The sequence below is a fragment of the Flagellimonas flava genome (assembly GCF_050617915.1).
Taxonomy (GTDB): Bacteria; Bacteroidota; Bacteroidia; order Flavobacteriales; family Flavobacteriaceae; genus Flagellimonas; species Flagellimonas flava_A.
The window spans coordinates 1-3387 of sequence record NZ_JBODQE010000020.1; the positions used below are offsets into that span (position 1 = coordinate 1).

Below are 3387 nucleotides of genomic sequence, written 5' to 3' on the forward strand. Positions count from 1 at the left end.
GAGTCGATCTCGTGCACTTGATTTGCACTGCTCACTTTCATCCGCCGCAGGTGGTATACATTGACCGCCCTATCCACAATGGCTCTTTTAATAGGTCTGGAGCAAAAAAATTAAGTTGATTGGAATAGGCCATGAAGTTTTCCCAGTTACCCCAAGAGGCATATTTGCTGCCAGGAGCCCCCCATAAACCTATACGATCTGCCACTGCAGATAAAAATGCCGTAGCTATTGTTATTCGTACAAATAGTTGTGTGTATTTCTGAGTCATAGTGGATTAATACTAATAGGACAAATTTATAATTATCAAAACCCCTAAAACTTAAACCAGTTTAAGAAAAATTGTTTAAGCGTATTGATTTGGTTTAAGTGTTCGGGTGAAAGATGCTATGGATGTGATAATGCTTTTTTCAAAGTTAATTAACAAGCTCCATATTCTTATTAATATAACGGTCTTTCAGAATGATTGATCAATGTTTAGCGAATACGAAAACTCTGTATCTAAAACTTCTTTTAAGTTATACAGTCACTTTACTTTAGATGTATAGAAAATCCCGTTTTTCCATTTTGTTTTTCAGGCTTTAGCTGTTGTTGGTCATTATAGTCTCCGTGATTCTGAAAACGATATGGTACTACTGGGTAATCTTCTAAACTATCCAGTTTAGTTTTCAATTTTTCAAGGTAAATTTTCAACTCGTTTTCAGAAATACTATGTGCCTGATACAATACTTCTGGAGGAATAACACTAATACCTGCATACCATAGCATTCCGTGTTGAATTGGAAATAAGAGGTCGTCTATATGACCGTTAATGCCCGTTTCTTCATATTGGGGTTTTCGTCCGCCGATTGTAACAGATAGCATAGCTTTTTTACCTTTAAGGGTACCATCGCCATATCGGTTACCCCAATACTTTCCGCCGTATTTACCAGTACCATAAGCAAACCCAAAGGCAAATACTCTATCCACCCAACCTTTCATAATTGCTGGCATACCAAACCACCATAGCGGGAATTGAAAAATAATAAAATTGGCCCAGAGCAATTTTTCTTGTTCATGACCAATATCTTGTGTTTGTGTTTTATTGGCAAATGCCGCACCTGAACTTTGCATATAGTTCAATCGCTCCTTTTCGTTATATTCGATAAAGTCGTTGCCATCGGCAACAGCTTTCCAATTCATGGCATATAAATCTGAAACCTTTACTTGATTCCCTTGTGCATTAAAGTAATCGAAATAAAAGTCTTTAATACTTCCATTTAGTGATTTAGGCTCTGGATGAGCGTAAACGATTAGTATATTCATTTATAATATTTTTAAAAAACTAGATTAAACAAATACCCCGAGATAACCATCCCAATGCCGAGTGTGACAAAAAAGGTGACAATTAACTTTCGCTTCATTACTTTTTTCAATAAAAGTGCTTCTGGCAGTGATAAACCTATAGAGGCCATCATAAAGGCAATCGCCGTTCCAAGTGGCACACCTTTATCAACCAGAGTTTCAATAACCGGAAGCACGCCTACAGCATCAATATAAAGTGGAATGCCAAGCAACACTGAAATAGGCACGGCAAATGGATTGCTTTCGGAAATATATTTCTCAAAAAAAGATTGCGGTACATAACCGTGAATAAAAGAACCTATGGCGATACCTATAAAAATATAAGGAACCAGTTTCTTTAAAGTTTCAACGGCTTCCGTATGAATTTCAGACAATCGTGCAAAGAAGGAACGTTTATCTTTCACCTCTGATTTAAAATTTACTTCCAGCTTTTTTAGCCAGTCTGCAACATATTGTTCCATTTTTAGCTTTTCCAACACAATACCGCCAATAACCCCAAGTAAAACACCTGTTATGATGTAAACAACAGTTACTTTCCAACCATAGGCCACCCAGAACAGTGCAATCGCAATTTCATTGACCAAGGGCGATGTGATTAAAAAAGAGAGGGCAATTCCCAATGGAATTCGTGCCTGCATCATCCCTACAAAAAGAGGAATGGAAGAACAGGAACAAAAGGGGGTTATGGCACCTAGGGCAGAAGCCAGTACATTTCCTAGTCCTGATTTTTTATTTCTCTCCAAATAGTTTCTGATTTTATCCATTGGCAAATAATTGGTCACAAAACCCATAACATAGGTTACCACTATTACCAATACTGATATGAGGATAAAGGTTGTGATAAAGTAATGCAGGGCCGTGGCAAACAGCCCTGCTTTCTCTAAACCTAATAAATCATAAACAATTAAATTGGAAAGTCTTGAAAGTAAGTTTTCAATTGTTTCCATTTTACGCAGGTTTTAGCACTGATAAAATATCGGCATCGGACTTTAGTTTTTTAAGGTCATATACCTGACCATTCACCACCAGGGAGGGGAAGCTCATTGTGCCATAAACCATTGTATCTTGCATTTCAGACAGCTCCTCGATATTCAGATCAAGATTGTTGTCATCTGCAATTTTTTCTAATTGTGCTTTGATGGGTGAGCCGGTTGCACAGCAGGAAGAATGTAGAATTTTGATTTCAGTACTCATAGTATGATTTTTTAAGATTAAACTTTACTATGTAGTCTGAACCAAGGTGTCAAAAGACACAAACTTTTGAAAAAATATTTTTTCGGAAACTATAAATTATTCTCTTTCTTATATTTAGTGAGATGATTTTTTAATGGGGTGCAAGAATCTTTTACGGTGAAAGTTGCAAAATTTCCTTCAGCATCATATTCAATGTTGCAACATTCAACAAATAGTTCTCGAAGTTTAACTCTTGCTCGTTGCACCCGCATTTTTGCACCTGAATGGCTTAAACCTAATCTTTCCGCAATAACATTTTGTGGAATGTTATCGATATCACTCCAATACAAAGGCTCAGCATATTTTTTTGGTAGGAACTGTATCATTGGAATAATAAAATCATGAACTGAAAGTTCAAATAGATTATTTTCATTATCTACTAAAGTATTATTGTATTCTAGTAAGTGGTTTAGTTTATTGTTTTTGAAGTAGTCGTAAATAGTATTTCGGCTTACTTGAAATAACCAGGCTTTTATGTTTTTAACCTGTATATCTTTTTGGTGTGATTCAATTAACTTTATCATCACCTCCTGAACGATATCTTCAGCTATTACTTCATCATTTACTTTTTTTAAAATATAGAATTTTAAAAAATCATAGAATTCTTGAACTACTTCATTTATATCACAACATTCTTTCTTCATATTAGTATTTAAAAATCTAATTTTCAATTTATTATAAAACTTTTTGTCTGATAATATAAACTTAAATAATTATTTTTTATTTGTATAAATATATCACTAGTGTCCACTTAAAATAAGTTGATTTTCAACTGGTTATCAGTTTGTTCATTGACATTATTGTAATTAGAAT

At 34.7% G+C, this 3387-nt stretch carries 4 protein-coding genes; all 4 read right to left on the bottom strand.

Features of this window, described 5'->3' with window-relative positions; all coding sequences use genetic code 11:
• Nucleotides 1-528 precede the first annotated feature (528 nt).
• Nucleotides 529-1302, bottom strand: coding sequence for an NAD(P)H-dependent oxidoreductase (locus ACRHOZ_RS20775; RefSeq protein ID WP_093980797.1), 774 nt, complete (start codon nt 1300-1302; stop codon nt 529-531).
• Between the two features lie 11 nt (nt 1303-1313).
• The gene (locus tag ACRHOZ_RS20780; protein ID WP_093980796.1) at nt 1314-2288 is read right to left on the bottom strand and encodes a permease; all 975 of its coding nucleotides are present in this window, start codon (nt 2286-2288) and stop codon (nt 1314-1316) included.
• A 1-nt stretch (nt 2289) separates the two neighbouring features.
• Nucleotides 2290-2535: a thioredoxin family protein gene (locus ACRHOZ_RS20785; RefSeq protein ID WP_093980795.1), complete on the bottom strand. Its 246-nt coding sequence runs from the start codon at nt 2533-2535 to the stop codon at nt 2290-2292.
• Nucleotides 2536-2624: 89 nt separating this feature from the next.
• Nucleotides 2625-3218, bottom strand: a complete 594-nt coding sequence (locus ACRHOZ_RS20790; RefSeq protein WP_431130151.1) for a sigma-70 family RNA polymerase sigma factor — start codon at nt 3216-3218, stop codon at nt 2625-2627.
• Between the last annotated feature and the right edge of the window lie 169 nt (nt 3219-3387).

Coding starts and splice junctions, on each gene's coding strand:
- ACRHOZ_RS20790 (WP_431130151.1), bottom strand. CDS start 3,218: ATGAAGAAAGAATGTTGTGATATAAATGAAGTAGTTCAAGAATTCTAT.
- ACRHOZ_RS20785 (WP_093980795.1), bottom strand. CDS start 2,535: ATGAGTACTGAAATCAAAATTCTACATTCTTCCTGCTGTGCAACCGGC.
- ACRHOZ_RS20780 (WP_093980796.1), bottom strand. CDS start 2,288: ATGGAAACAATTGAAAACTTACTTTCAAGACTTTCCAATTTAATTGTT.
- ACRHOZ_RS20775 (WP_093980797.1), bottom strand. CDS start 1,302: ATGAATATACTAATCGTTTACGCTCATCCAGAGCCTAAATCACTAAAT.